At 47.2% G+C, this 21,347-nt stretch carries 17 protein-coding genes and 1 tRNA gene; 8 read left to right on the top strand and 10 right to left on the bottom strand.

All coding sequences use genetic code 11. The features are described from left to right. Positions 1–49: 49 nt before the first annotated feature. Entirely contained in the window at positions 50–1,612 is a 1,563-nt protein-coding gene (gene aceB / locus ASC40_RS10930; RefSeq protein ID WP_245622269.1) for a malate synthase A, read from the bottom strand. A 163-nt stretch (positions 1,613–1,775) separates the two neighbouring features. On the opposite strand from aceB, the gene ASC40_RS10935 reads away from it, so the two are divergent. Continuing rightward, complete coding sequence (locus ASC40_RS10935; RefSeq protein WP_055439850.1) at positions 1,776–3,119, top strand: M24 family metallopeptidase; 1,344 nt, start codon at positions 1,776–1,778, stop codon at positions 3,117–3,119. Here ASC40_RS10935 and ASC40_RS10940 read toward each other — a convergent pair. After that, positions 3,101–3,892 (bottom strand): SDR family oxidoreductase, encoded by a 792-nt coding sequence (locus ASC40_RS10940; RefSeq protein WP_055439851.1) that lies wholly within the window; start codon positions 3,890–3,892, stop codon positions 3,101–3,103. The genes ASC40_RS10935 and ASC40_RS10940 overlap by 19 nt on opposite strands. Before the next feature lie 9 nt (positions 3,893–3,901). After that, positions 3,902–5,182 (bottom strand): hypothetical protein, encoded by a 1,281-nt coding sequence (locus ASC40_RS10945; protein WP_055439852.1) that lies wholly within the window; start codon positions 5,180–5,182, stop codon positions 3,902–3,904. 213 nt (positions 5,183–5,395) lie between these two features. Here ASC40_RS10945 and ASC40_RS10950 point away from each other — a divergent pair, with 213 nt between their 5' ends. Both ASC40_RS10950 and ASC40_RS10955 read left to right on the top strand, forming a co-directional pair. After that, entirely contained in the window at positions 5,396–7,000 is a 1,605-nt protein-coding gene (locus ASC40_RS10950; RefSeq protein ID WP_055439853.1) for a hypothetical protein, read from the top strand. 79 nt (positions 7,001–7,079) lie between these two features. After that, positions 7,080–9,806: a TonB-dependent receptor domain-containing protein gene (locus tag ASC40_RS10955; RefSeq protein ID WP_055439854.1), complete on the top strand. Its 2,727-nt coding sequence runs from the start codon at positions 7,080–7,082 to the stop codon at positions 9,804–9,806. A 67-nt stretch (positions 9,807–9,873) separates the two neighbouring features. On the opposite strand, the gene ASC40_RS10960 is transcribed toward ASC40_RS10955, so the two are convergent. The 5 genes from ASC40_RS10960 to ASC40_RS10980 form a co-directional block, all read right to left on the bottom strand. Further along, on the bottom strand, positions 9,874–10,146 hold the full coding sequence (locus ASC40_RS10960; RefSeq protein ID WP_055439855.1) for a YebG family protein: 273 nt from the start codon (positions 10,144–10,146) through the stop codon (positions 9,874–9,876). 120 nt (positions 10,147–10,266) lie between these two features. Beyond that, positions 10,267–10,342: transfer RNA gene (locus tag ASC40_RS10965), tRNA-Phe, on the bottom strand. Between the two features lie 105 nt (positions 10,343–10,447). Continuing rightward, positions 10,448–12,355, bottom strand: coding sequence for a biosynthetic arginine decarboxylase (gene speA, locus ASC40_RS10970; protein ID WP_055439856.1), 1,908 nt, complete (start codon positions 12,353–12,355; stop codon positions 10,448–10,450). Then, positions 12,355–13,290: an agmatinase gene (gene speB, locus ASC40_RS10975; RefSeq protein WP_245622267.1), complete on the bottom strand. Its 936-nt coding sequence runs from the start codon at positions 13,288–13,290 to the stop codon at positions 12,355–12,357. The genes speA and speB overlap by 1 nt, the downstream gene beginning before the upstream one ends. Before the next feature lie 112 nt (positions 13,291–13,402). Next, complete coding sequence (locus ASC40_RS10980; RefSeq protein ID WP_055439858.1) at positions 13,403–14,437, bottom strand: ATP-dependent 6-phosphofructokinase; 1,035 nt, start codon at positions 14,435–14,437, stop codon at positions 13,403–13,405. A gap of 98 nt (positions 14,438–14,535) precedes the next feature. On the opposite strand from ASC40_RS10980, the gene ASC40_RS10985 reads away from it, so the two are divergent. Continuing rightward, positions 14,536–15,600 (top strand): Ldh family oxidoreductase, encoded by a 1,065-nt coding sequence (locus tag ASC40_RS10985; protein ID WP_072243450.1) that lies wholly within the window; start codon positions 14,536–14,538, stop codon positions 15,598–15,600. Here the strand turns inward: ASC40_RS10985 and pdxH are convergent. Both pdxH and ASC40_RS10995 read right to left on the bottom strand, forming a co-directional pair. Beyond that, positions 15,597–16,235, bottom strand: coding sequence for a pyridoxamine 5'-phosphate oxidase (gene pdxH / locus ASC40_RS10990; protein WP_055439859.1), 639 nt, complete (start codon positions 16,233–16,235; stop codon positions 15,597–15,599). The genes ASC40_RS10985 and pdxH overlap by 4 nt on opposite strands. A gap of 14 nt (positions 16,236–16,249) precedes the next feature. Next, on the bottom strand, positions 16,250–17,926 hold the full coding sequence (locus tag ASC40_RS10995; protein WP_055439860.1) for an amidohydrolase: 1,677 nt from the start codon (positions 17,924–17,926) through the stop codon (positions 16,250–16,252). Positions 17,927–18,118: 192 nt separating this feature from the next. On the opposite strand from ASC40_RS10995, the gene ASC40_RS11000 reads away from it, so the two are divergent. From ASC40_RS11000 to glnB, 4 genes are all read left to right on the top strand, one after another. Next, on the top strand, positions 18,119–18,745 hold the full coding sequence (locus tag ASC40_RS11000; RefSeq protein ID WP_055439861.1) for a LuxR C-terminal-related transcriptional regulator: 627 nt from the start codon (positions 18,119–18,121) through the stop codon (positions 18,743–18,745). A gap of 1 nt (position 18,746) precedes the next feature. Further along, positions 18,747–19,268 carry a DUF1285 domain-containing protein gene (locus tag ASC40_RS11005; RefSeq protein ID WP_055439862.1) on the top strand — a complete coding sequence of 174 codons (522 nt, stop codon included), beginning with the start codon at positions 18,747–18,749 and terminating at the stop codon, positions 19,266–19,268. Between the two features lie 77 nt (positions 19,269–19,345). Continuing rightward, positions 19,346–21,001, top strand: coding sequence for an NAD+ synthase (locus tag ASC40_RS11010; protein ID WP_055439863.1), 1,656 nt, complete (start codon positions 19,346–19,348; stop codon positions 20,999–21,001). Further along, on the top strand, positions 20,988–21,326 hold the full coding sequence (gene glnB / locus ASC40_RS11015) for a nitrogen regulatory protein P-II (RefSeq protein ID WP_055439864.1): 339 nt from the start codon (positions 20,988–20,990) through the stop codon (positions 21,324–21,326). Before ASC40_RS11010 ends, glnB begins: the two co-directional genes overlap by 14 nt. Positions 21,327–21,347 lie beyond the last annotated feature (21 nt).

A 21,347-nucleotide genomic window follows, 5' to 3' on the forward strand; every position in this document is an offset into this window, starting at 1 on the left:
GGTGTTGTCCTGTAAGTTTATGTTGTTTTATGGTTCGTATTGATTGGAATTAGTTAAGTAATTGGTAACCAGGTAGCGTCAGAAACTCGACGAGTTCGTCCGCTGTGGTGATGTCTTCAAGTAGCTGTGTCGCTTTGGCAAAGTTCTCATCGGCCCAACGTTGTTCGCCTACTTCTTTGCGTACCACAGCCGCTTCTTGTTGCAAGTAGTCGCGAAACAGCTGTTTGGTGACAACGTTGCCGTTATCGAGGGTTTTGCCGTGTTTAATCCACTGCCAAATAGAGGTACGAGAAATTTCGGCGGTCGCGGCGTCTTCCATTAAGCCGTAGATGGGCACGCAGCCTTTGCCAGAAATCCATGCCGCAATATATTGCAACGCCACGCGAATGTTGGTGCGCATGCCTTGCTCAGTGCGCTCGCCTTGGCTCGGTTGCAACAACTCTTGCGCGGTAATTGGCGCATCACCTTCGCGCAGAATGTGCAACTGATTATTGCCGGGTAATCCATCAACAAACACTTCACGAACCGTATCCGCAAGGCCTGGATGTGCAATCCATGTGCCGTCGTGGCCGTTATCGCGCTCAAGTTCTTTGTCGGCTTTCACTTTGGCGAGAATGGTGGCGTTTTCTTGTGGATCTTTGCTGGGAATAAACGCGGCCATACCGCCCATAGCTAAGGCACCACGGCGGTGGCAAGTTTTGACCAATAGCCGCGAGTAGGCATTCAGAAATGGCTGATTCATGGTCACTACTTGGCGATCGGGCAGTACTCGGTCGGCGTGATTTTTTAGTGTTTTAATGTAGCTAAAAATGTAATCCCAACGGCCACAGTTTAGTGCCACAATGTGTTCGCGCATGGCGTGTAATATTTCATCCATTTGAAACACCGCGGGTAGGGTTTCAATTAAAATGGTGGCGCGAATAGTGCCGCGAGGCTGTTTGAAGTAGTCTTCGGTAAAGGTGAATACGTCAGCCCACCATTTGGCTTCGTCGCTGTGCTCAAGTTTGGGTACGTAGTAGTACACACCGATACCATTGGCAATGCGCTGTTGATAGTTCAAATAAAAATATAAGGCAAAGTCGAATAGCCCACCCGGTATCGGATCTCCGTCAACGAGTACATGTTTTTCAGGTAAATGCAGGCCGCGTACGCGGGCAATCAGCAAGGCGGGATTGGGTTTTAATTGGTAGTGCTTGCCGCTAGCTGGGTCAGTGTACTCAAGCTCACCTCTATTGGCGTCATACAAGTTTACTTGGCCTTGCAACACACCGTCCCATGTGGGTGACTGGGAATCTTCAAAGTCGGCCATGTAGCAGTCAACGTTAGCGTTCAGCGCGTTGATGACCATTTTGCGGTCAACGGGGCCGGTGATTTCCAAGCGCCGCTTGGTCAAATCTTTTGGCAGGTCAGCTATGCGCCATTCGCTTTCGCGAATATTCTTAGTCGTTGGATCAAAATCTGGCAGAGTACCTTGATCAATCTTAGCTTGGCGTTGTGCCCGTAACTTAAGAACGTGCTCAAGTTGTGGGCGAAACCGGCGGACCAATTCAACTAAAAATTGTTGCGCTTGTGCATCAATCAACTGTTGTGCAACACCATCAAGTGACGGCATAGTAAGTACAGCGTGTGGCGCGTTGTCATGGTTTAAATGGGTCATAATCCGTCCGTTTGTTGTTCATGTGTTAATAATTCAAGGCTAGAACGCGCGGCAGTATTCGACAAATTTATTAAATTAATTACAGCCATTCATTATTGTTATGTAATTGAGGAAGATAATGAGTATTCACAACACTAATCGATTAGTCATTTTGATATTTATGGCGTGTCTAATGGTGCCGTTCTCGATTGCTGCCAAGCCATCATCACAGTACGTGCCTGCTGAGCAGCAAGCCAAACTGATTGATCAGCTGTTGCAGCAACGGGTGAAGCAACTGTTACCTCAGCTAATGCGCCGTGCTGACATTGACATGTGGTTATTGATCAGCCGTGAGTACAATGAAGACCCAGTACTTCGTACGTTATTGCCCAGTGACTGGTTTTCGGCGCGGCGGCGAACAATCTTGGTGTTTTTTGATCGTGGTATAGACGCCAATGGTGTTGATCTCGGTGTGGAAGCACTTGCGGTTGCACGCTATGACGTTGGTGATGTGTTCCGAAAAGCGTGGAACCCTGAGCAACAACCAAATCAATGGCAAGCATTGCAAGTCATAATTAGTGAGCGTCAACCGCGCCGCATTGGGATAAATACGTCAACGGACTTTGCTCAAGCCGATGGCTTAACCTTAACAGATTATCGTGAACTGATACTGAATCTCACGCCAGAGCAGTCGCAACGTCTTGTCAGTGCCGAGGCATTGGCTGTGGGTTGGCTAGAGACACGCATTGCCGAAGAAGTACCACATTACCAACAGGCGGTAAGTATTGCCCACGACATTATAGCCGAAGGCTTTTCTAATGCGGTGGTACAAGTAGGTGAAACCACTACGAGCGATATTGAATGGTGGTTTTTAAATGCAATTAAACAGCGCGGCTTAAGCGCGTGGTTTCCTCCTACGGTTACCTTGCAACGTCAAGGCAATAAAACCCCACGGTTGAGCAATCAGGTGGTACAGGCAGGTGACTTGCTGCATGTAGATATAGGCTTAACATACTTGCGCCTGAATACTGACACTCAGCAACACGCCTATGTGCTGCCAAAAGGCCAGACAGAGGCGCCGGCTTCACTGCGGCAGGCACTGCAGAACGGCAACAAGTTGCAAGATATTCTTACTGCGCAATTCAACGTAGGGCGCACCGGTAACCAAGTGTTGGCGCAAGCACGTTCAAAAGCGCTATCTGAGCAGTTACGGCCGCTTATTTATAGTCATCCAATTGGTTACTACGGTCATGGTTCGGGCCCCACCATTGGTATGTGGGACAATCAAGCGGACACCAAAGGGACAGGGGACTACCCGTTGTTTGCCAATACAGCCTATTCAATAGAGTTAAGCAATACCACCTACAGTGAAAGCTGGCAGCAAGACGTGGTCATTATGTTGGAAGAAGACGCGTTCTATGATGGCGAACGCGTACAGTATTTAAATGGTCGCCAACGCGCGTTTCATTTAATTCGCGAGTAAAGCATTTTCTGGTACCAGCGGCGTGGCAACCAGCGTTTTAGGTACCACGCTATGCGCCCTTGGCGATGGGGCAGCACCAAAAACTTCTTGCGCTCAACCGCTTTCATAATCAGCTGCGCAATGTCGACAGCATTGAGCTTACTAGAACTCATGAGTTTATCGAGTTTGGCATCCATACCGTCAATAGTTGAGCGCATGCCTTGGTTTAAATTGGTTCTAAAAAAACTCGGGCACACGGCAGTTACGTTAATATTGTCCTTGGCTAACTCGTTTTGCAGCGTTTCAGACAAGCTAACTACAGCCGCTTTGGTGGCGTTATATGCACTCATGTTCGGTACATCTAGTAAGCCTGCCATAGACGCCACATTGACAAAATAACCATGGCCTTGCTGCTTAAATAGTGGTGTGAATACCTTGCAACCACGCACCACGCCAAGCAAATTAATATCAATTATCCATTGCCAGTCAGTTAGCGTGGTGTCGGCAATTTTGCCAACTTGCGCTACCCCAGCATTGTTTACTACAACATCGACGCCACCCCATTGCTCCTGCAACTGCTTGGCGACGCTTTCTAGGTCATTCATACGAGTGACATCGCACGGCACAAACAGCGCACTGGGTTGCCATTTTTGCAAACTACCTATAACTGCTTCACCGCGGTCAATATCGCGATCGCCAATACAAACTTGCCAACCACCCTTGGCGCAGATTTGCGCCAAAGCAAAGCCTAAACCGCTGGCGCCGCCAGTGATAAAAATACGTTGTGGTTTCATGTTACGTCCTTAGGGTGCAATAGATACCGATACTGGCCTATCAATCAATTGTCGTAATGTCATTGAAGCATACCCCGTTAAACGCTCAAATGCAGCAAAGTAAGTGCTTGAATTTGCGGGCTCACCCTGGCGAATTAGGTCGGAATAGGTTTGCCATAATGTGAATATACCATTACTGACACCATTGGCTTTTAGCTGTGCATGCAGCTCTGCGTTGGCCACTAATCCGCAGGTATAGTGGGCACGAAAATCGACCCGTCCGACATCCACAAAGTTTTCACTGACGGGCCACACGTCGGCACATTGTTGTTGCGCTTCTTGCACCGCATTTTCCAAAATGGCGCTGTTTTCACCAAGTTTGTTGTCGGTGTACAAATAGGCCATCATTTCCGCGGCACCTTCATGTATCCAGGCTTCTTCGGTAGAAGAAAAACGCAAACCACTGCCTTGAAACAAATGCGCTATTTCATGGGCAAAAAACCATAGTGTGGTTTCTTCATTTAAAGTTTCTAAAGCGGCTTTGCCGTACCAGTGCATAAACACCTGGTTTGGCAGTACACCGCCTTGCTGGCCGTAGTAGCCGCCCTTGTAGTCACTGTAGGATGCAAACAGCGTTGGAGTGCTATTTAAGCTGCCGAGTTGCTTGGTGAAATAGCTCATGATCATGGGTAACTCACTAACTAAGCCATATTGCAAAGACTGCGGCAATGCAGGGTCAATTAATGCCACCAACGCAGCGAAGTGTTCCGGTGGTTGTTGGCCGACATAAATTGCTCGCCCGCTGTCACCATCTTGCCATTCAAAAAAGCCCATTTGGCGTGTGCCGTTTACTAATAAATAATCGTCAGTAGATACTTGCATGGCCATGGGCCACTCGTGGTGATGCTCAGTGCAAATGTCAGCACAGGCAAAAAAGCGCCCCGTATGCACCAGCATGCCGCCATTACTAAATGGTGAAAATGGAGCGTAGTCTTTCGGTAAAGGCACGTATGTAGCATCAAGGGCAAACGATACTTCATTGAACGGCGCGCCGTTTAAACTGACGACCACTTCATTGCCGTCATGCCATTGAATTGAAATGTTACTGTCAAGCGGTTGCCAACGCTCAGCGCGGCTGCGGTCTGGTGAGCGCACAAACATTAAGCGTTCGGTAGGTTCATTCAGTGAATAGGTAACTGTCCAGCCCAACTGAGACTTGGTTAAGGTAATCAGCTGAATGCCTGAAGCGTCAGGTTTAGCCATCAGCAATACCGCTAAAATTACTGCCGCAATGGCAACAAAATAACGCATGACTCTTCTCCACAAACGTACACTTCATCAACTTTAGCACCGCAATGACAACTCAACCACGGATAATTGGTTTCAAGTTTTAACATGACACTTCTGTTGCGCTTCAGTGAACCTTTCATGACATTGCAAATTTGTCACATTTCTGTCACGCGTTCTCACTAATCTGCCTGCGTCGTTTTTAATACTTACATTGTTCCTATCCGGGAGAACACCATGAAATTGCAAACTTTGTTTAAAGTAACCGCTATCGCTTCAGCTTTGGCATTAGCTGGTTGTGGCGGCGACATTTCAGTAAACCCAACTGTGAATGACAATAGCACCAACAACTCAAATAACACCGTAAACAACCCACCAGCAGAAGGTGGTGGTGACACAGGCGCTGAAAATATCTGTGCTGTGCACAATGGTGTGCAAGGCGCATTCGACGGCCGTGACTGTGAATACAACCTTGAGTTCGCCAGCCGTAACGTAGAAATTACTGAAGACATTACTTTCGCAGAGTTGCCAGATGGCGGCGTGCACGTATTTGATGGTGCGTTATTGATTGGTGAAGATTGTGACACCACCACAGCGTGTTCGATTGAAGAAAACGGCCCTGTGATGACTGTTGAGCCAGGTGCAACCTTAGCATTTACCAGTGGTGAAGCCATTATTCGTGTAGCGCGCGGCGCCAAGTTAAACGCGATAGGTACTTTTGATAAGCCAGTAACGTTCACCTCAGCAAACGCGTTCACGCGCTTTGATGTGGTTGGTAACGGTCCGCGCTTCGCTGACTGGGGTGGCATTATTGTGAATGGCCAAGGTATTACCAACCAGTGTACCGACGCACAACGCGATGCCAACACCTGTAACGTAGCTTCAGAGGGTATCGTGAGCTACTACGGCGGTAATGATAACGCTGATGACAGCGGCTCAATGAAGTATGCAAAAATTTGGTACGCAGGTTCTGGCCCGCGCGCTGGCGGCGATGGTGACGACTTGAACTCGTTAACCTTAAACGCTGTGGGCTCTGGCTCTTCGTATGAGTTCGTACACATTCACCAAGGCTATGACGACGGTATCGAATTCTTCGGTGGTGCCGCAAACGTTAAGCACGTAGTGTTTACTGACACGCAAGATGACTCCATGGATATCGATGCGGGCTGGCAAGGTAACGCGCAGTTCTTGTTTATCAAGCACGGTACAGTAAACGTTGATGGTACTGACGTATTCATGGGTAACGGCGGCTTTGAAGCCGACGGCGAGAAAAACTCAGGCCCAGACTATTCGCAAGCACCAACGTCACGTCCAAACATTGCTAACGTAACTGTTGTTACGACTGACGGTTTGTCAACGCGTGACAATGACCCATCAACGGCAATGAAATTCGACGATAACTTCCAAGGCCAACTGTATAACTTCTTGTTAGTTAAAGACGATGTGTCGACCAACGACACCCGTTGTATCTTATTTACTGGTGACGGTGAATTGGGTGTAACTGGCGGTGACTTGAACTTCTTTAACTCAGCCATGGCTTGTGTAGCTGAAAACGAATTCACTTCAAGTGCTTTGTTTGCTGATGGCACATCACGTCAAGAATGGTTCGACAACGGCGGTGTGAATGCTCGTTTAGGCGGCAATGCCTCTGTCTTTGCAGCTGATGGTTTTTCAACCGATATGAGCTCAGCAGACATTACTGTTACTGCGAATGACTTAAGTGAATTAGGCAACGACTTCTTCGATGCGGTTGATTACATTGGTGCTGTATCAAGCACAGATACGTCGTCAGAGTGGTACCAGTGGGTGCAAACTGCGTTAACTGCGGCAGAACAAGACTAATAACAGCTTGTTGTAATGCAACGTATAGCGGGCGTGAATAACATCGCGCCTGCTGTTCACTAAAACGCAGGAGTTGACTATGAGCACCAAATATAAACTCAAGCCGCTAGCTCTCGCAGTTAGCCTTGCACTGCTCGCCAGTGGCCAAGCCTTTGCGCAACAGCAAGATGCTGAGCAAACCGCTCAAACCGCAGCAGAAACTACAGCTGACACCACAATTGAAGAAGTTGTAACCACAGGAACGCGTTTACAAGGTAGTGCCGCGGCCGTTGTGGATGAACGTAAGAACCAAGCATTTGTTGCTGATATTCTTGGTGCTGAGCAGCTCTCTCGCACTGGCGACAGTGATGCCGCTTCAGCACTTCGCCGAGTTACTGGCTTAACCTTGGTTGACGGTAAGTATGTGTATGTCCGTGGTTTAGGCGAGCGTTATTCAAGTGCACGCCTAAATGGCGCAAGTATTCCTAGCCCAGATTTAACCCGAAACGTTATCCCGTTAGATATTATTCCATCGACGATTATTGAAAGCCTAGCGGTGCAGAAAGTATTCTCGCCAAGCATGCCCGCTGCATTTGGTGGCGGTAATATTGATATTCGAACCAAGTCATTGCCAACCGACTTCCAGTTCAATTTAGAGGTTGGTGTTGGTCAAAACACGAATGCTACCGACGGCTACACCTACAATAGAAACGAAGCTGGTTTGCCACAGAACATTCGCGACGCAATTGTTCATTATCGTGGCGACTTTAGCTTACGTAATATCATCAACAAAGATGGTTTAGTCGCAAATGACAGTGGCTCTGCCAGTGATCAGGCACGTGCAGTTAACGCCGGTCTAGCGCGAGCATTACCGCGAAATATTGCCTTAAAAGAAGAGTCGCTAAACCCGAACTACAGCATCAAGGCTAGTATTGGCAATAGCTTTGATGAAGACTACTTCGGCGGCAGCATCGGCTTTTTATTAGCTGGCGCTTATGACACTAAATGGAACGTTTCTGAGCGTAAAAACGCGGTGTTAAGTGAAAACGCCCCGGCGGGCTGTTCGACTAGCTTAGGTAGCGCCGAAGACGTTGCCAACTCGTGCTACAACACCTTAAGCGAAACCACGCTAACCACAGAAACCGAGCGTATGAACGGCGTGTTTAGTGTTGGTTATGAGCTAGACACGCACTCGGTCAGCTATACCAAGTTGTATTTAACCGACTCAGAAGACGAATCTGAATTCGGTATTATGCAAAGCCCGAACGGTAGTAATTTAAAAACCATTTATGGCTCAGGTCTGGCCAACCGTGAACACGAGTTTAAGTACGAAGAACGGACGCTAGATATTGACCAGATTCGCGGTCAACATACGTTCTTAGACTACTGGGGTGTCGGCTTTGATTGGCAATACACTGAGTCAAAAGCGGAAACGGAAATTCCAACCGATATCTCGTATCGATTTGATGATATCTACGACAGCCAGGGTAACTATCAAAGCACGGTGGTCACCGGTGACGATAACCGCGCGATTTATCAATATGTGAACATGGAAGATCATGTGAAGTCGTACAGTGGTAACTTCTCGCTGCCAACCACGCTACTGGGTATGGATATTGAGTTTCGTGGCGGCTATGACTTTACCGATAAAGCCCGATATTACACCACCGACCGTTTCGCCATGGATAACGGCTCAGGCTTGCGTATTACGGTAAATGACGATTACAACAATATTCTTGGTGTAACGAACTATTTAACCGACGAACGTATTGACCAAAGTAACTTTATTTTGTCGTACCGTGAGCCGACAGCACCCGATGCTGACGACTACATCGCAGTGCAAAAAACCGATGCGTACTATGGTTCATTTGATGCGTTTATAACCAACAACTGGCGGTTAGCCGGTGGCGTGCGTTGGGAAGAGTTTAAGCAAGTGTCTTTGGCCACTTCGAGCTTGATTTTCACTCGCGAAGACTTAGACACCTTCTACAACCCAGATCGCGTGCTAAACGGTACAACCATTGAAGATGATTTTTATCCCGCGCTGTCTTTAACTTACATTAGCGACGATAACTATCAATTGCGCTTTGGTTTCTCAGAAACTGTGGTTCGCCCAGATATTCGTGAAACCGTGCCGGTTGCGTACTTTGACCCAATTACCGACATTCGTACCATTGGTCGTGCTGGCCTAGAAAGCAGCCCAATGACCAACTTAGATGCGCGCTTTGAGTACTTTGCCGATAACGGCGACAACTACACGGTGTCGTTATTCTACAAAGAAATCGACAAGCCTATTGAGTCGGTGCTGAGTGTTGGCGACGAAGAGTACACCCTAAACTACGTTAACGGCGAAACCGCTGAAGTATATGGTGTCGAGTTTGAATGGTTACACGACTTAGCTTATGTTGCTGACGGCTTCTTTACCACGGGTAACTTAACCTTCAGTGATTCAGAAGCTGCCATTAACCCGGCGTTAGCGGGTAACTTAACTAACCCGACTAAGCGCCTAACGGGCCACTCTAAGTACGTTGCCAACTTCCAGTTAGGTTATGACTCGCTGAACGGCAACCACTCAAGCTCGTTAGTTTACAACGTGTTTGGTGAGCGCATTTTAGCGGCTGGTATCGGTGGCCGTGGTGACGCTTATGAACAGCCGTTCCACTCGCTTGATTTGGTGTACAACTACTACCCAGACTTCAATTCAAAGTTAAGCTTCAAGGTACAGAACCTGTTAGACGAAGACCAAGAAGTAACTCAGTCGGGCGTGTTGGTGCAGTCACGCGAAGTAGGCCAAACGTTTAGCTTAAGCTACAGCTACCAGTTCTAAGCGAACGCTTTGAGGTAAACAAAGATAACGAAAAGAGTAGGGCGCAAGGATGCGCCCTTTTTTGTGGTTACTGCTCAGGTTCTTTGTTTTTTACGGTTTTCTTTTTCACTGGCTTCTTCGCACCAAGCGCAATCAGCACCTGCTCGCGCTCTCGCGCAAGGAAAAAAGCAAGATCTTCCAGTTGTTTCTCTTCAGCAATGGTTTCGCTGCGTTCTAGTAGGGGCATCAGCTCATCCACCATGTCCAACATTTTGTCGTGGGCATCGGCTTCAGCTTTGGTGGTAAATGTCATTTTTTCTTCCCCATTTCGCACGACAACGTATTGCGTGACTACTGCCATGGTCTATCCTTTTGTGTAATCAATTATACTGTGCATTTATACAGTATTTTTTTAGGGGAAGCAATCATCGGCGACACAACGAAAAAAGCCCCGCTATTGCTAGCGAGGCTTTTCGAATAATGGTGCCCAGAGGCGGAATCGAACCACCGACACGGGGATTTTCAATCCCCTGCTCTACCGACTGAGCTATCTGGGCGTCGGGGCGTATTAAACGAGTTTTTCGGGTCTGAGTCAACCGCTTTTTTAAGGAAATTCGGTGAATTCAGTCCGTTTGCTCAGGAAATACGCAATTTGCCGATTTTTACACCTTTAAGTAGGTGCTGCCGGCTAAACACTTCTCGTAATAGTCCGTCCACTTCACGCCTTCACGTGGGGCAATGTGGCCTTTACGTACTTCACGGTCAATCGACTTCTTCACCGTTTTGGCCATGAAATCGGTGTTGTACTGCATGGTTTCAAGCACTTTCTCGGCTGAGGTACCTGGAACCACTTCTTCAATGTAAAAGTCGCCTGGCTCGTCATCGTGGCAGTAAATATGCACTTCGGTTAAACGGCCGAATAAGTTGTGCATATCGCCCATAACGTCTTGGTAAGCACCGGTTAAGAACATGCCAACATGGTAGTCTTCGCCTTTGCGCAAACTATGCATCGGAATGTTGTCACTAATTTCGGTGCCTTCAATGTATTTACTGAGCTTGCCGTCGCTGTCACAGGTAATATCAACAATGGAGCAGCGTACTTCTGGTTTCTCGTCTAAGCGGTTAATTGGCACAATTGGCAGCACTTGGCCAATGGCCCAAGTGTCGGCCGCTGACTGGAAAATAGAGAAGTTACACAGGTACTGGCTGGCTAGCATGTCTTCAAGTTCTTCAAGTTCTTGGAACACGAAGCTTTCGCGATCAAGCGACGAGTGGATCTCGCTTAGTATGCGCCAATACATGGTGTCGAGTTTGGCCATTTCGTCTAATGACAAGATACCTAATTTAAATGCCTCATAGGCGCTTTGCTTAAACGAAGCAGCGTCGTTATAGCGTTCTTGTGGGTGCATGTCTGAACCGTTCACAAGCTCGCGCATATTGCTTACAAGAATATGTTCGCCTTCGGTTGGGGTAATATCAAACTGTGCACCGGTGTTTTTAATTTCACCGACAATATTGGTCACCACACAGCTATGGTGGGCAGTAATAGCACGGCCACTTTCGCTAACTAAGTTCGGGTGTGGTACTTCTTCTAAGTCACAAATCTGTTTCACGCCGTAAACTACGTCGGCAACGTATTCTTCGGTTGAATAGTTGCGTGACGAGTCGGTGGTTGAGCTGGTGCCGTCGTAGTCAATACCTAAACCACCGCCAATGTCGAGATACTCAAGTGGCACACCAGTTTGCACCAATTTGGCATACAAGCGTGCGCCTTCCGAAACCGCTTCTTTCACTTTGCGAATATCAGACATTTGGCTGCCAATATGAAAATGCAGTAGTTTGGCGCAGTGCAGCATGTCTTCTTTTTTCAAGAGTTCAACAATGTTGAGAATTTCAGTAATGCTTAAGCCAAATTTTGCGCGATCGCCACTTGAACCGGCCCATTTACCGGCACTGCGAACCATCATTTTGCTACGTAAGCCAATCATAGGTTCCACACCGAGCTTTTTCGCCAGCGGGATAAGCATTTCAAGTTCACTGTATTTTTCAATAACAATGATCATTTTGCGACGTAGCTGGCGGCCAAGTAGGGCAAGCGTTAGGTAGTCTTCGTCTTTGTAGCCGTTAAGCACGGTCAGCGCATTTGGGTTTTCGTTGTACGCCAAAACCGCCATGAGCTCAGGTTTTGAGCCAGCTTCTAAGCCGTAGTCGTACGGTTCACCAGCGTCAATGATTTCTTCAACCACTTCGCGCATTTGGTTTACTTTAATTGGAAACACGCCAATGTAACGGGCATTGTAGCCAGCGTCTTCAATGGTTTTGGCGAAGGTTTCGTTTAAAATCTCCACTTGCGAGCGCAAAATGTCATGAAAACGAATAACCGCTGGCAACTGAATGCCTTCTGCTAAAATTTCGTCAACCACTTCTTTCATATCAATGGTTACGTCTGGCAAGCGGTGGTTCGGTGCAATTTGAATGCTGCCGTTGGCACCAATCGAAAAATAGCCAGCGCCCCAGCGGTTTACACCATAGAGCTCTTCGGCATCGTCAATTGTCCAGTTCTCAGCCATTATTGAGCTCCTTTTTCGTTCAAAATAATCAGTAGTTCGCGCACAATTTTGGCAGCAAACACGTCCGAGTTTCCGGTTGGGTCAATTTCTGGTGACAATTCAACTACGTCAGCGCCAACAAGGTTTTTCTCGCGCAGAATTTTCATCAAGCTTACATACGAGTGGAAATCTTCGCCGCCCGGCTCTGGAGTGCCTGTGCCCGGCAAGAAAGCGGGATCGAAGTAGTCCAAATCAAGCGTTAGGTAAATAGGGCGATCGGCAGGAATGGCAGCCACGCTATCTAAAAAGTCTTTGCGTGATTTGCGCACCGTGCCGTGCTCGTTCATGTATTGGTATTCTTCACGGGTACCCGAGCGAATGCCGTACTGAATTAACTGATGGCCTGGGCCAAAATGGTCAAGCGAGCGACGAATAATAGACGCGTGCGAATAGTGATAGCCTAAAAAGCCATCGCGTAAGTCGGCGTGCGCATCTAAGTGCAACAACACAAGCTCTGGGTATTGTTGCAGATACTTACGAATTGGCGCATACGAAATAGAATGTTCACCACCGAGTGTCAGCACGCGAACATTGTTCGCCGCTAAATCAATAGCGCCGAATGCGGCATCGAATTGGTCGGTAGCGTGTTGCCACTGTGCTTCAACATCATCACTTGTGCCAAGCGACAAATTACCTAAGTCATAAAACGGAAGATCAAATAAATCCGCATCTAAATAAGGCGAATAACTTTCAATGTCTTCAGATACCGAGCGCAAGCCGTCAGGGCCATTGCGTGTACCTTTTCGAAAACATGCAGTACCGTCATAACCGAACCCAATAATATGGGTACCATTTGCGTAAATCGCGGCATCGGTTTGGGCGCCAAAAAACTCCCGTACCGGAGTTTCCGTTTGCACTGACAAAGCAGTAAGTTTGTGCATTGTTTGTTGGCTCAAGGTGAATCACCTCCATCGCTTCAACAGGGTTGAATTGGGCAGAATAAAAAAGGGGCATATTATCGTCGTAATTGCCCCAAATTGCCACTATCGAATTGCCTAAATAAACGGCTTATTCTTGCTCGTTACGTGCAGGTTTTTTAACTGGATTAAAAATCTCATGTTGAATACGTAACAAGTTTACATCTAGCGGGCTTTTCTTGGTCCAAGTTTCTTCAAGCGGAACTTCCACTAGCTCACCGGCGCGCAGGCCAGCCATCACGCCTGTAACACCGTCACGAATGAGTTCAACGGCATGTACGCCTAGCTCTGACGCCAATACGCGGTCGGTTGCAGTAGGCGGGCCGCCACGTTGAATATGGCCAAGTAAACAAGGGCGACACGGCATACCGTATTCCGCTTCAAGTTGTTCTGACAACGCAACCGCGCCGCCTGGCCATTGGTGCTCGCTTAAAACCATGACATAGCTACCGGCGCCACGAACGGCTTCGACACGTTTTATATGCTTAACAATAGCAGCAATGGTTAATGGCTTGTCTTTTTGCAACTCAGGCAAGATCATACGCTCAGCACCGGCGGCCATGGCACTCTTCAAACCAATAAAGCCAGCATGACGGCCCATGACTTCTACAATAAATACGCGGTCCATGGCGTCTGCGGTATCACGAATTTTATCCAGCGCGTCCATCGCAATAGCTACGGCGGTCGAGTAACCAATGGTGGCGTCAGTACCATACAAGTCATTATCTATGGTGCCTGGCACGCCAATAATTTGGCCTTTCCAATATTTACCTAAGTGGTGCGCACCGCGAAACGAGCCGTCACCGCCAATAACGACTAGCCCTTGAATGTTTAGCGCATCAAGGTTTTTGGCGGCTAATTCGGCACTTTCTTCTTCTTTGAAGCGTGGGCAGCGAGCACTTTTAATGATGGTGCCGGAATATTGCAAAATATGCAGAACATCAGGCGCTTGTAGCGAAATGTGTTCGTTATTCAACAAGCCTTCGTAGCCATGTCGAAAAGCGACGACTTCCATGCCGTAATGCTCTGCCGCTAATACCACGGCACGCAATGCTGCGTTCATACCAGGCGCGTCTCCGCCACTGGTTAATACTCCAATCCGTTGCGCTGTTGTTGCTATCGACACTTAACTACTCCTCTTATTTCCTTTGTCTTATAAGCATTGTCTGACAAGTTTAGTCTGATAAGCTTATCGAATTGATTCCAATTTACAACGAACAGAGTATGACAGATCAGAAAAATATTCGTATTTCGGCACAATTAATGCGCGATTGGGCACGAAAATGTCTTGAACAAGCTGGTGCGGCATCAGAATTAGCCAAAGCAATGGCGGAAAATTTAGTTGCGGCTGACTTAATGGGATTTCGCACGCATGGTTTAATGCGATTGCGATATAACCTAAATTGCTTGCAGGACGGTAGTTCGCGCTCAAATGGTGAGATTAAAGTGTTGAGTAAGCGAGCCGCTGTACAGTTGTGGGACGCGGATTTGTTATCAGGGTTATATGTCATGCCCAAGGCGGTTGAAGCGGCTATGGCTATGGCTCGTCACTGCGGTACCGGTACAGTAGTAGTGAAACGCGCGCAACATGTCGCTGCGCTTGCGGTGTATTTAGAACAAGCGACTGAGCAGGGCATGTTGGTACAAATGATGTGTGCAACCCCAGGGCAACAAGTGGTTGCCCCCTTTGGTGCCAAGTCAGCCTGGTTTTCACCAAACCCATTTGCGATAGGTGCGCCAACTCATGGGCAACCTATTCTTTTCGATGTTAGTTTATCGATGACTGCCGCCGGCAAGGTGCGCAAGGCAATTGCCGAGCAGCAACCCTTGCCATACCCAGCTTTGATCACAGCGGATGGTAATTATACTACCGATGCCACCACGTTTTTAGCCGACCCAGCCAGCGTGCTGGCGCCTTTGGGCGGTGAGCAACTTGGCTACAAGGGTACCGGTTTGTGTTTGTTTAGTGAGCTTTGGACTATGGGTTTGAGCCAGTTAGGGCGGTATCAAGAGCAAGCCGGCCTAGATGCTAATACCGTATGGGTGCAAGTGGTTGACCCTTCGGCTTTCGGCGATCTTGATGAATTTAAAAATCAAGCACAGGCTATGGTTGATGGAATTCACGCTACTACGCCTATTAACAAGCAGCAGCCAGTACGGGTGCCGGGTGAGGGGGCGTTCAAGGTTCGTCAACAACAGTTGCAGCAGGGCATTGAATACACTGCCGCGCTATGGCGGCAGTTAGAAAAAATTGCGCAGCAAACAGGTATCCAACTACCCGCAAATTAAGGCTGTAAGCGCTCAATTTGCCATTGCTGTTGTTTTTGCGTGAAGGTGAAGCGGTCGTGCAACCGGTAGCGGCCGCCTTGCCAGAATTCAAACTTTTCAGGAACGATTAAGTACCCACCCCATTGCTCGGGCATAGGTACTTGTTGATCTTTATAGGTCGCTTCCAATTCGTGAAAGCGTTGTTCAAGTTCGGCGCGCGAAGCAATTGGGTGGCTTTGTGCTGAAGCTAAAGCCCCAAGCTGGCTCTCACGTGGGCGCGAGTAAAAATACTCAGCGCTTGCTTCTCGTGAAATTTTCCGGGCAAAGCCTTCAATACGCACTTGTTGTTCTATAGCTAACCACGCAAAGTGCATCGACACGCGGCTGTTGACAGCAATATCGTGACCTTTTTGGCTGTTATAGTTAGTAAAGAAAACAAATCCGTTTGGCTCAATATCTTTTAGTAAAACGACACGCTGGCGAGGCTGACCATCGCTACCCACGGTGGCCAGCACAAATGCAGTTGGATCAGTTTGTGACGGATGATCTTTCGCCGCTTGAAACCATGTTGCAAATTGCTGCATCGGGTCGTTATTCAACGACTCACGGCACAAACGACCTTGTTCATAGTCACGACGAACGTTTTTTAGATCCATACTGCGTTAATTTCCTATCGTTTAAATACTTGTTTACCTGCAACGTAAGTTGCGTCGACGCTGTTTTGCCATATTATAGCTGCGTCGCGAGCAAAGGGATCATGATCTAACACAATGAAGTCAGCCCATTTGCCGGGTTCTAAGCTGCCGAGCACTTGTTCTTGGCCAGCGGCGTAGGCAGCGTCTAATGTAAACGCTCTTAGCGCTTGTTCTAACGTCAAACTTTCATGGGCATACCAACCACCTTCAGGTTGATTGTCTCGGTCTTGCCGAGTTACCGCGGCGTGCAAGCCGAAGAATGGGTCTGCCAACTCTACCGGAAAATCTGAGCCCGCAGCAATTATTGTTCCTTGTTTGGCAAATGTTTGCCATGCGTAGGCACCTTTCATGCGCGCTTTACCTAAACGGTCTTCAGCCATGTTCTTGTCACTGGTGGCGTGCGTTGGCTGCATAGAGGCAATGATATTTAATTGCTTGAAGCGAGGAATATCATCGGGGTGCACAATTTGTGCATGTTCAATACGATGACGTAAGTTACGGCCGCCAATGGTTTCAAAGGCATGCTCGTACTCATCTAACGCAATGCGGTTGGCACGATCACCAATTGCATGGGTGTTAATTTGAAAACCATGCGGAATAATCATCTGGTAAAGCTCGCGAATACGTTCTTGCGATGTCACCATTAAGCCTTGTGTATGGTGCGCATCATGGTAAGGCTTTAGCAAAGCGGCCCCACGGCTGCCTAATGCACCGTCGCCGTATATTTTGACGCTACGCACGGCGAGTTTATCATCATCAGTGGTATAAGGACCTTGTTCTAGCAACTCGAGCAGTTTTGGCTCAGTAGCTGACAACATGGCGTAAATTCGCAGCGGTAATTGCTTGTTTTGCGCAAGGTTTTTATACACTTCAAGGTTGGTCGCATCTACGCCGGCATCATGAACACCAGTAATACCGCGTTCTAACAAATGGGCAAATGCCAACTCAAGCGCATGTTGTTGCTCGGCTTTGGTTGGCGCTGGAATAATTTTTTCAACCAACATCATGGCATTATCAATAAGCACTCCAGTCGGCTTGCCTTCGCTGTCACGAATAATATCGCCGCCGTCTGGGCTAACGGTATTCGCACTAATTCCTGCTAACTCTAATGCTTTGCTGTTGGCCCAAGCAGCGTGGCCATCAACGCGCGTTAAGTAAACTGGGCGGTCAGCAATGAGTTCGTCGAGCGAGTTAGCTTTCGGGAATTCACGAACTTGCCAATTCTCTTGGTTCCAACCACGGCCTAACACCCATTTAGCATTTGGATTTTGCTGAGCAAAGCTCGCCACGGTTTGGGCGGCTTGTAATTCTGAACTGGTGTTACGCAGGTCGGCTAACATTAAGTTTTGCCCAAGACCAAGTACGTGACCATGAGCGTCAATAATGCCGGGTAACATGAACTTGCCATTGAGATCGACTTTTTTATTAGCAATTCTACTACCATAAATCGACTCAATGTTTGCTAAATCGCCCGCGGCGACGACTTTACCGTTGCGTATCAGCAACGCATTAAATTGTTGTAATACAGCACCGTTCCCTGGCGTGCCGCTTAACGTGTAGCCGTTAAAATTATGAAATAACGTTGTCTGTGCAATACTGGTTTTTGAAAGCAACAATATTGAAACAACTGCAAGTAAACGTAAAAATCGCATAAATTTCTCTTTGTCGTTGAATTTAACGCTCTATACCCTACTCATAGAACAATTAGTCTGTTTAGATCAAATTGGACATTTTTCGCAAATGTCACACATTTTTACAAATTAGTAACACCTAAACTTCAAACATTCGTTAAACCGTGTACAATACGTTCAATGTTAGGGATTACTTAAAGCGCGTGGACTCACATGAAAATATTAATAATAGACTCTCAATTTTTTGTACGTGCTGGCCTTATTCAAGTGTTAACAAGCTTCTCGGATGAGCTTGCTATTTATGAGGCCCCCACCTTTGATATCGCTCAAGAATATCTAAACCATCAAAGTGACTATAACTTAATTTTTTTGGATATGGATATTCCCGATGCAGAAATTCGGCCGACCTTACAATCGCTAAAGAAAATGGCACCAGCTTCGCACATTGTATTGTTTAGCTGGCCGCGGCCATTGTCTGAAATTCGTCAAGCCCTAAGCAATGGTGTTCGCAGTTACCTGCCAAAAGACGCCAGTGCCGAAGAGGCGAAACAAGCTGTTCGTATATTGCTGCAAAATGATCGCTATTTACCAGAAGAGTCGCGACTAAATGACAATTTAAGTCGACAAGGAAGTGCAGAACACTTTTTGTCGCCGCGTCAGCTGGAAATTATGCAGTTATTGGCCCAAGGTTTATCCAATAAAGAAATTGCGACTATTTTGGGAATAACCGAGGGGACCATACGGGTGCATTTGTCGGCAATTTTTAAAGCGATCAAAGTATCAAATCGCACCGAAGCAACCTTGTGGTACTTACTGCGGCAAAAGCGCTTGGTCAGTTAATATGAAACTGGAGCAACTGCTAGCATCGATTGAGCAAGGGCAGCATGCACCAACGGAAAAATGGAACCCTCCGTATTGTGGCGAGTTGCCCATTCGTATCGACACAAATGGGCAATGGCTTTATCAGGGGTCGCCAATAAAGCGGCTACCGCTGGTTAAACTTTTTGCCAGTGTTTTGGTGCACGAACACGGCGAATTCTTTCTGGTAACGCCTGCCGAAAAGGTCAAAATAACCGTCGATGATGCACCCTTTATAGTGACAACATGGTCAGAGTTGCGTCAGTCAAATACCACAGTTATTCAGGTTACAACCAATATCAATCAGCAGTTTGGTTTATCCGAACAGCATCCGCTATTTATAAAAAATCATCAGCTTTACGTTGATTGTGGTCGCGGTTTATCTGCAAAAGTGCACCGAAATGTGGTGTATCAATGGGCTGAAATTGCGCATAGCAGGTATGAAGGTGATCGTGAAATTTGGTTTATTAACAGTGCCGGTTGTTCATTTGATTTAAACCTGTAACGTTTGAGCATTTGCGCGGCGCATAACCCTGCTCTATCATACGCATCCTATTTGTATCAAAGCTTGAGAATGAATTCATGAAGCCAATGACGGTTACACTCGCCCAGCTCGACTTTACCGTGGGTGCTGTGCAACGTAATACTGATCTTATTGTGACGACTATCGGCAAATATTCAGACAGCGACATTGTCGTGTTCCCTGAATTGGCTATAACTGGTTATCCGCCAGAAGATTTGTTGTTTCGAGAAGACCTAGAAGCGCTAGTGGATCAAGCATTGACGCGAATTGCTGAAGCTGCGCAGTTGAATGTTGCTGTGGTCGGCCACCCTCAACGTGTAGGTAATGAGCTATATAATAGCGTGTCGGTGTTGCATCGTGGCAAATGCTTGACGCGCTATCACAAGCAGCGTTTACCGCAGTATGGGGTGTTTGACGAACAACGTTATTTTATTCCTGGCCACGAAAACGGCGTGTTTGAATGGCAAGGTTATCGCATTGGTTTATTGGTGTGTGAAGATCTTTGGCACCGTGAACCGTTACAACGTTTACAAGCGGAACGCGTCGATTTTGTGCTGTCGCTGAACGCTTCGCCGTATGAAATTGACAAGCATCAACAGCGTCTGCATATTCTGCAGCAACGGGTAAGCGAAACACAGTTACCTATTCTCTATGTCAACAACTGTGGTGGGCAGGATGAGTTGGTGTTTGATGGCCATTCTCTTGTTATGGATGGGCAAGGGCGGTTGATTGCTGAGTTGCCACATTGTCAGCCGCTATGTGCTCAGATTCATATTGATGCAACCGGAAATTTCACCGCAGATACAGAGTTATCGCCCTATTCATTGGATACGCTTGAAGCCGTTTATCAAGCGTTAGTATTGGCCGTTCGAGACTATGTCAGTAAAAACGGTTTTCAAGGCATCACCCTCGGTTTGTCTGGAGGCATCGATTCAGCGTTAACTCTTGCTGTTGCAGTAGACGCCTTAGGAGCCGAAAAGTGTCACGCTATTATGATGCCGTTTCGCTATACCTCTCAAATGAGCCAAGATGATGCGCGAGAGCAAGCGTCGCGAATGGACGTAGCATATGACGTGATAGCTATTGAGCCAATGTATGAAGCCTTTGTTGGCCAGCTTGCCCCCATTTTTTCGGGAAAGCCTGCAGATACCACGGAAGAAAATTTACAAGCACGTATACGCGGTACCTTACTCATGGCGGTTTCAAATAAAAATCGTTCGTTAGTTTTAACAACCGGCAATAAAAGCGAACTTGCGGTTGGTTACTGTACCCTTTATGGCGATATGAATGGCGGCTTTGCGCCATTGAAAGATATTCCAAAGACATTGGTATTTGAGCTAGCTCAGTATCGAAATCGCGACCATGAAGTTATTCCAGAGCGGGTTATTACGCGGCCACCATCTGCTGAATTGGCCCCTGACCAAATAGATCAGGACAGCCTGCCACCGTACGACGTGTTGGATAAAATTTTAATGCTTTATGTAGAACAAGACTGGTCGCCTGCTGCTATCATAGATTGTGGCTTTGACGCTGACGATGTCTTGCGCGTTGTACGATTGGTTGATATTAATGAATACAAACGTCGGCAAGGCGCAATTGGGCCAAAAATAACCAGTCGAAACTTTGGCAAAGATAGACGTTATCCTATTACGAATCACTTTCGTTATGAATTAGAGCGACAAGTGCAAGCGCGGGGAAGTTATGAAAAAAATTGAAGCCATCATTAAGCCTTTTAAATTAGATGACGTTCGTGAAGCGTTGTCTGAAATTGGTATTGCTGGAATGACTGTGGCTGAAGTAAAAGGTTTTGGCCGGCAGAAAGGCCATACAGAACTCTACCGTGGTGCTGAATACATGGTTGATTTTCTGCCAAAGGTAAAATTAGAAATTGTCGTTGCAGATAATCAAGTAGAGCAATGTATAGACACTATTTTAGAAACCGCTCAAACTGGTAAAATCGGTGACGGGAAAATCTTTGTAACTAACGTTGAGCGTGTAGTACGCATTCGTACTGGTGAGGAAAATGAAGACGCGGTGTAAGTCACCGCGTCTTCCCTTCAA

Origin of the sequence: Pseudidiomarina woesei (assembly GCF_001418345.1) — a bacterium.
Lineage (GTDB): Bacteria > Pseudomonadota > Gammaproteobacteria > Enterobacterales > Alteromonadaceae > Pseudidiomarina > Pseudidiomarina woesei.

Bases quoted from the DNA above. Each gene is read 5' to 3' on its own strand.
- aceB (WP_245622269.1), bottom strand. From the start codon at position 1,612: ATGCCGTCACTTGATGGTGTTGCACAACAGTTGATTGATGCACAAGCG.
- ASC40_RS10935 (WP_055439850.1), top strand. From the start codon at position 1,776: ATGAGTATTCACAACACTAATCGATTAGTCATTTTGATATTTATGGCG.
- ASC40_RS10940 (WP_055439851.1), bottom strand. From the start codon at position 3,892: ATGAAACCACAACGTATTTTTATCACTGGCGGCGCCAGCGGTTTAGGC.
- ASC40_RS10945 (WP_055439852.1), bottom strand. From the start codon at position 5,182: ATGCGTTATTTTGTTGCCATTGCGGCAGTAATTTTAGCGGTATTGCTG.
- ASC40_RS10950 (WP_055439853.1), top strand. From the start codon at position 5,396: ATGAAATTGCAAACTTTGTTTAAAGTAACCGCTATCGCTTCAGCTTTG.
- ASC40_RS10955 (WP_055439854.1), top strand. From the start codon at position 7,080: ATGAGCACCAAATATAAACTCAAGCCGCTAGCTCTCGCAGTTAGCCTT.
- ASC40_RS10960 (WP_055439855.1), bottom strand. From the start codon at position 10,146: ATGGCAGTAGTCACGCAATACGTTGTCGTGCGAAATGGGGAAGAAAAA.
- speA (WP_055439856.1), bottom strand. From the start codon at position 12,355: ATGGCTGAGAACTGGACAATTGACGATGCCGAAGAGCTCTATGGTGTA.
- ASC40_RS10985 (WP_072243450.1), top strand. From the start codon at position 14,536: ATGACAGATCAGAAAAATATTCGTATTTCGGCACAATTAATGCGCGAT.
- pdxH (WP_055439859.1), bottom strand. From the start codon at position 16,235: ATGGATCTAAAAAACGTTCGTCGTGACTATGAACAAGGTCGTTTGTGC.
- ASC40_RS10995 (WP_055439860.1), bottom strand. From the start codon at position 17,926: ATGCGATTTTTACGTTTACTTGCAGTTGTTTCAATATTGTTGCTTTCA.
- ASC40_RS11000 (WP_055439861.1), top strand. From the start codon at position 18,119: ATGAAAATATTAATAATAGACTCTCAATTTTTTGTACGTGCTGGCCTT.
- ASC40_RS11005 (WP_055439862.1), top strand. From the start codon at position 18,747: ATGAAACTGGAGCAACTGCTAGCATCGATTGAGCAAGGGCAGCATGCA.
- ASC40_RS11010 (WP_055439863.1), top strand. From the start codon at position 19,346: ATGAAGCCAATGACGGTTACACTCGCCCAGCTCGACTTTACCGTGGGT.
- glnB (WP_055439864.1), top strand. From the start codon at position 20,988: ATGAAAAAAATTGAAGCCATCATTAAGCCTTTTAAATTAGATGACGTT.